The organism is Caldicoprobacter sp., from assembly GCF_047459465.1.
GTDB lineage: Bacteria > Bacillota > Clostridia > Caldicoprobacterales > Caldicoprobacteraceae > Caldicoprobacter.
Genome location: NZ_VSCO01000102.1, coordinates 1 through 6,540 on the forward strand (window position 1 = coordinate 1; position 6,540 = coordinate 6,540).

Annotated in this window: 6 protein-coding genes and 1 pseudogene; 1 reads left to right on the top strand and 6 read right to left on the bottom strand. The window is 49.3% G+C overall.

The window, feature by feature from the left end:
- A pseudogene (locus FWJ59_RS07010) lies at positions 1-408 on the top strand (hypothetical protein); the annotation flags it as partial.
- Between the two features lie 266 nt (positions 409-674).
- Here the strand turns inward: FWJ59_RS07010 and mnmA are convergent.
- The 6 genes from mnmA to glyA all read right to left on the bottom strand — a co-directional run.
- The gene (gene mnmA, locus FWJ59_RS07015) at positions 675-1,766 is read right to left on the bottom strand and encodes a tRNA 2-thiouridine(34) synthase MnmA (protein WP_414481241.1); all 1,092 of its coding nucleotides are present in this window, start codon (positions 1,764-1,766) and stop codon (positions 675-677) included.
- The gene (gene nifU, locus FWJ59_RS07020; protein WP_414481242.1) at positions 1,763-2,149 is read right to left on the bottom strand and encodes a Fe-S cluster assembly scaffold protein NifU; all 387 of its coding nucleotides are present in this window, start codon (positions 2,147-2,149) and stop codon (positions 1,763-1,765) included. The genes mnmA and nifU overlap by 4 nt, the downstream gene beginning before the upstream one ends.
- Positions 2,142-3,329 (bottom strand): cysteine desulfurase NifS, encoded by a 1,188-nt coding sequence (gene nifS / locus FWJ59_RS07025; RefSeq protein ID WP_414481243.1) that lies wholly within the window; start codon positions 3,327-3,329, stop codon positions 2,142-2,144. The genes nifU and nifS overlap by 8 nt, the downstream gene beginning before the upstream one ends.
- A 158-nt stretch (positions 3,330-3,487) precedes the next feature.
- The gene (locus tag FWJ59_RS07030) at positions 3,488-3,934 is read right to left on the bottom strand and encodes an RrF2 family transcriptional regulator (RefSeq protein WP_414481244.1); all 447 of its coding nucleotides are present in this window, start codon (positions 3,932-3,934) and stop codon (positions 3,488-3,490) included.
- Between the two features lie 100 nt (positions 3,935-4,034).
- Positions 4,035-5,318 (bottom strand): replication-associated recombination protein A, encoded by a 1,284-nt coding sequence (locus FWJ59_RS07035; RefSeq protein WP_414481245.1) that lies wholly within the window; start codon positions 5,316-5,318, stop codon positions 4,035-4,037.
- Positions 5,319-5,559: 241 nt separating this feature from the next.
- On the bottom strand, positions 5,560-6,540 hold a 981-nt coding region (glyA, locus tag FWJ59_RS07040; RefSeq protein ID WP_414481246.1), incomplete at its 5' end, for a serine hydroxymethyltransferase.

Sequence of the window (6,540 nt, forward strand, 5' to 3'; positions counted from 1 at the left end):
CCCGAGGTCCCTCAAACTATGATTGTGAATTTCAGTCGAAAAATTAACGGCATGGATATACTTGGGGTAAACCGGCTGTCCGTATTTATTGGAGACAAGGGAGAAGTTCTCGGAATCCATAATTCATTAAGGGATTGGAAACCCTACCGCATATTCCCTCTCAAGTCCATACAACAAGCTTTTGGAGAACTTCAGGCTGGAAAAGCTTCAATTTCAATCGAAGGTGACGCTTCTAAGGGAACTGTAAAGGAGGTTTACCTGGCATACTACCAATATGGCCTACCTGCTGAACAAAAATATCTGCAACCAGTTTATGTTTTTGAAGGAGTAGCAAGCTCGGATGGCATACAAAAACCCTTTGTGGCTTATGTCCCATCCATTCCCGACTCTTATATTGAACATCCTTAATCCAACCAACGACTTCAAACGGCCACGGTTAATCTCTCAGATAAATTAGGTTTACAAAACACTACGAAGGTCACAATTGAAAGCATTGAAACAAACTCCACTTACGTCGTTGCCCCGCTTTTTTATGTGCGTCCCGCATGGGATATAAGGCTGCTTAAAGCAACGTTGTATCTAACATCGGTGAAATAACAAGGCAGCGCGCATCATACACGCTGCCAGTTCCGCTTAAGAAAACAACTGCATTCCTTTTTCTCAAAATTAATATATCATTTTAAAGCTCGGGCTATGGTTCCTCCACCGACCACTACATCGCCCTGATAGAACACGGCAGCCTGTCCAGGGGTTACGGCCCTCTGGGGCTCATCGAATACCACCCTGAGCTTGTCGTCCTCCTCCGGATATATCGTGGCCGGTGCCTCCTTTGCCGTGTACCTAATCTTGACGCTCACCCTCATAGGCTCATCGATGCTGGGCACCGAAATGAGGTTTATGTCTTCCACAACCATGCCCCTGGAAAAAACCTCATCATGCCGCCCCAAGACAACGGTGTTTGTCTCCGGGTCTATTGCCACCACGTACATAGGCTCTCCCAGAGCTATGCCTAAGCCCCGCCTCTGACCAATGGTATAATGGACTATGCCCTTATGCTTGCCCAGGATATTGCCCTGGGTATCCACGAAATATCCCGGGGGGATGGGCTTTGAAGCCCTCTCCCTCACAAATTTAGCGTAATCGTTGTCCTTTACAAAGCATATCTCCTGGCTGTCGGGCTTATTGGCCGTCCTCAAACCTAACTGGCGCGCTATCTGCCTTACTTGCTCTTTGGTATAGTTTCCAATAGGCATTAAGGTGTGCTCCAGCTGATACTGGGTCATGGTGTACAGGGCATAGGTCTGGTCCTTTGTCGGGGTGGCCGACTTCTTAAGCAGATAACGGCCCCGCTGCTGGTCATATTCTATGCGGGCATAATGCCCGGTAGCAACGTAATAGGCATCGAGGGCCATAGCCCGCCTGAGCAGCTCTTCGAATTTGATGCGCCTGTTGCACATTATACATGGATTAGGCGTACGGCCCCTCAAGTATTCATCCACAAAATAGCATATGACTTCCTTGTCAAACACCTGCTGAAAATTCATCACATAAAAAGGGATGCCCAGCTGATTGGCCACCCGCCGTGCGTCCTCAACGGCGGAAAGGGAGCAGCATCCTCCCTCCCTTTCAACCATCTCTGGGTCATCGCTGGGCCATATCTGCATGGTCACCCCTATAACCTCATAGCCCTGCTCCTTCAACAGATAGGCGGCTACAGAGCTGTCCACTCCGCCGCTCATCCCTACGACCACACGATTCTTGTTCATGAATTCACCTGCTTACTCTGTTGCTTTCTCTTGTAATCCTCAATAGCCGCCTTTATGGCCTCTTCGGCCAGCACCGAACAGTGCATCTTTATGGGCGGCAGGCCATCCAGGGCCTCGGCCACGGCTTTGTTGGTAATCTCCAGAGCTTCATCCACCGTCTTACCCTTTATAAGCTCGGTGGCCATGCTGCTGCTGGCAATGGCGGCACCGCAGCCGAAGGTCTTAAACTTGACATCCACTATTCTATTATCCCTTATTTTCAAAAATATCTTCATGATATCGCCGCACTTGGCGTTGCCTACCTCACCGATTCCATCGGCATCTTCTATTTCTCCCACATTTCTGGGATTCATGAAGTGGTCCATAACCTTTTCGCTATACATATTGTTTACCCCCTTTTTGTTGTACGAATAGCGGAGACATCTCCCTCAACCTGTTCACAATGCCGGGTAGTACCTCCAGCACATAGTCTATGTCTTCATCGGTATTGTCATCGCCCAGCGTCAACCTCAGCGAACCATGGGCGATCTCATGCGGCAACCCTATGGCCAGCAGCACATGAGAAGGGTCCAGCGACCCCGACGTACAGGCCGAACCGCTGGATGCCGCAATGCCCTTCATGTCAAGGCTGAGCAGCAGCGATTCTCCCTCTATAAATTCGAAGCTGAAGTTGGCATTGCAGGGCAAGCGCTTGGTCGGATGGCCGTTGAGGCGTACATACTCTATATTGTTCAACACTCCGGATATCAGCCTATCCCGCATGGCAGTAAGCCTTTTGCTGGTCTCCTCCAGATTGGAAGTAGCCAGCTCTATGGCCTTGCCCAAGCCCACAATGCCAGGCACGTTCTCAGTACCAGCCCTCCTGTTGCGCTCCTGAGCCCCCCCGTGCATGAATGGATGGAGCTTTACCCCTTTCCTGATGTAAAGAGCTCCTACGCCCTTGGGACCATAAAACTTGTGAGCCGATAAGGATAGGAGGTCTATGTTCATATCCTTTACATCGATGGGTACCTGGCCTACCGCCTGTACCGCATCGGTATGGAAATATATGCCTCGCTCCCTGGCTATCTGGCCAATCTCTTTGATGGGCTCTATGGTACCTATTTCGTTATTGGCAAACATCACGCTTATGAGTATGGTCTTATCAGTAATGGCTTCCTTAACCTGCTCGGGATCAACCAGACCATAGCTATCAACCGGCAGATAGGTCACCTCAAAGCCCATCTTCTCTAAATACTGACAGGTATGGAGCACGGCATGGTGCTCTATAGAGGTGGTGATTATATGGTTCCCCCGATCCTTATTGGCCAACGCTACGCCCTTGATGGCCCAGTTATCGGATTCGGTCCCGCCAGCAGTGAAGTAAATCTCCTCAGGAGAGGCGTTAAGGGCGGCAGCTGTCCTCTCTCTGGCAAGGTCCACAGCCTTTCGGGCTTCACGGCCAAAGCTGTGAACGCTGGAAGGATTGCCATAAACTTCTTTAAAATAAGGCATCATCTCTTCGAGCACTTCTTGCTTGGTATAGGTTGTAGCTGCATGGTCCATATAGATTCTTCTTTGCATACTCAAGCACTTCCTTTCAGTAAGGTTTTAACATGGGCATTCTTGACTTTGGTATATATTATGTCCTGACTGGTGTCTTCACTAATTCACATATATAGCTGCTTAATCAATCTGAAGCTTCCACATTAAAGCTGGAATAATGGTCTCTTCATCCACTCTCAATCTTCATTTTTCGCTTTTCGCTGATGCAACCTCTTGTAATCCTCTATCATATCCTGCAGGGTTATGGAATCCACTACCTGATTTATGCTGTCCCTGATCCTCTCCCATACCAGGCGGGTGACGCAGTACTCGGCTTTTTCGCAATTGGTCTCCTCATCTTCTATCACGCAATCGACTGGGGCCATGGATCCCTCCAGACTCCGTATTATGTCTCCCACAGTTATCTTGTCCGGCGAGTCGCTCAGCACATACCCACCCTGTGCCCCGCGAACGCTCTTTACCAGGCCAGCCTTGCGCAGGCCCGCCATCAGTTGTTCAAGATAAGCCTCCGAAAGGCCCTGTCGTTCAGCGATGCTCTTTATGGAGACAGGCTCGTCCGAAGAATTGAGTGCCAGGTCGAACATTGCTTTTACCCCGTATCGCCCCCTTGTGGAAAGTCTCATCCTTTACCACCCCTTTAAAACCGAGTAATTTACTCGGCTTTCTTATGGTTACAAAATAGCATACCTTAGTAATTTTGTCAAGATTAAGGTCAATAAATTTTTATCTGAGCTTTTCCAGTATTTTCTTTATGTTCGCCTCCCACCCGGAATCCTTTGGGAAGTAATACCTGACGCCTTCCAGCTCAGGAGGCAGGTACGGCTGTTTGGCCCGAGCATGAGGATAGTCATGGGAGTACTTGTACCCCTTGCCGTGTCCCAGCTCCTTAGCTCCCGGGTAACTGGAATCTCTCAAATGAATGGGAACCCTACCCACATTCTTGGTACGAACGTCCTCCAAGGCTTTTTCTATGCCCATATAGGCAGAGTTTGACTTGGGCGAGCATGCCACATACAAGGCCGCCATGGCCAGTATTATCCTGCCTTCCGGCCATCCCACGCGCTCCACCGCCTGAGCCGCTGCCACCGCCACCTGAAGTGCGGTTGGGTTTGCCAGTCCCACATCCTCGGCCGCTGCAATTATGATACGCCTGGCAATAAATTCGGGCTTTTCTCCCGACTCCACCAGCCTGGCAAGCCAATGCAGCACGGCATCGGGTTCCATGTAGTTTCGCATGCTCTTTATAAAAGCACTGACAACGTCATAATGATTGTCCCCATCTTTATCATACTTTATAGCCTTCTGTTGTATACATTCCTGCGCAACTTCAAGGTCGATGTATATCTTTCCATCCTCACGGGGTGGGGTGGTCAAAGCAGCAAGCTCAAGAGCGTTCATGGCCACCCGGGCATCGCCATCGCTCAACCGCACTATGTGGTCGATGGCCTCCTCGGTAATCACAATGGGATACTCGCCCAGGCCTCTTTCCTTGTCCTTCAGGCACCTATCGATGATAATCCGTATCTCCTCGGGCGACAGGGGCTCAAACTTGAATATGGTGGATCGGGACAAAAGCGCTTTGTTAACCTCAAAATAAGGGTTTTCGGTAGTGGCGCCTATGAGGATGATGGTGCCGTCCTCCACAAAGGGAAGCAATACATCCTGCTGCGCCTTATTGAGGCGGTGGATCTCATCAAAGAATAGAATAACCTTTCCTTTGGGATTTAACAGGTAATTTCTTGCCTCATCAGCTACCTCACGAATCTCCTTTACCCCCGCGGTTACAGCATTCAATTTTTTGAAAGGGTACTTGGTCTCCTTAGAAATTATGTAAGCAAGGGTGGTCTTGCCGGTACCCGGCGGCCCATAAAATATGGCCGAAGTAAGCCTATCGCTCTTTATGGCCCTATAAAGCAATTTGCCCTTGCCAATTATGTGCTGCTGCCCCACAAATTCCTCCAGAGTTTCTGGCCTCATCCTGGCTGCTAAAGGCATATTCTTATCCATCTCGCCTCAATCCCTTTTTTATTTTGTGATATGTTGCTCAATATATGAATTACCGCTCTCATGGAAGCGGTCAATTTACAATAAAATTTTAACACAACAGCTTAAAGTTTTCATCTAAAAACATATGGGTATAAAAGTGTGCTTTACTAAATGGATTTGTCCACCTTTGCACATAATCGCCCTTGAAAAACAAAAAAGATGATCTTTTTCAAGACCATCTTTTTCGTCCCCTTAACGTACTCTATCTCAAAACCCCATGATCGTATAGCGGATAGCGCCTGCATAGCCCATCCACTATGCCCAGCACCTCTTCCCTGTTTTTCTCAAAATCCCCCAGAGCCAGGGAAATGGCTCGAGCAATCTGCCGCATATCCTCCTCTTTCATACCCCTGGTAGTGACAGCTGGAGTACCCAGGCGGATGCCGCTGGTGACAAACGGGCTTTGCGGATCATTAGGAATGGTATTCTTGTTAACGGTTATCCTCACGCTATCCAGCATCTTTTCGGCATCCTTACCCGTTATGCCGCGATTACGCAAATCGACCAGCATCAAATGGTTATCGGTACCACCAGAGACGAGATTAAACCCTTCTTCCATAAGACCATTGGCCAAAGCCTGGGCGTTGTTTATGATCTGCTTCTGGTACTCCTTAAACTCGGGCTTTAAAGCTTCGCCAAAGCATACAGCCTTGGCCGCTATAATGTGCATAAGAGGCCCTCCCTGGGTGCCGGGAAAAATAGCCTTGTCAATCAGTTTTGCATACTTTTCCTTGCAGAGTATCATGCCACCCCTGGGGCCCCTCAAAGTCTTGTGGGTAGTCGTAGTCACAAAATCAGCATAAGGTACTGGATTCGGATGCAATCCCGCGGCTACCAGCCCCGCGATATGGGCCATGTCCACCATCAAATAAGCCCCAACTTCGTCGGCTATCTCCCGGAACTTCTCAAAATCTATGACCCTGGGATATGCGCTGGCTCCTGCCACGATGAGCTTAGGTTTAAACTCCCTGGCCAGACGCCTGACCTCGTCGTAATCGATATAACCGGTGTCGGCATCAACCCCGTAGGAGACAATCTTAAAATATTTACCCGAAATGTTTACAGGGCTACCGTGGGTCAAGTGCCCGCCGTGAGCCAGGTTCATACCCATAATGGTATCCCCCGGTTCCAGCACCGCAAAGTATACAGCCATGTTAGCCTGATCCCCTGAATGGGGCTGAAC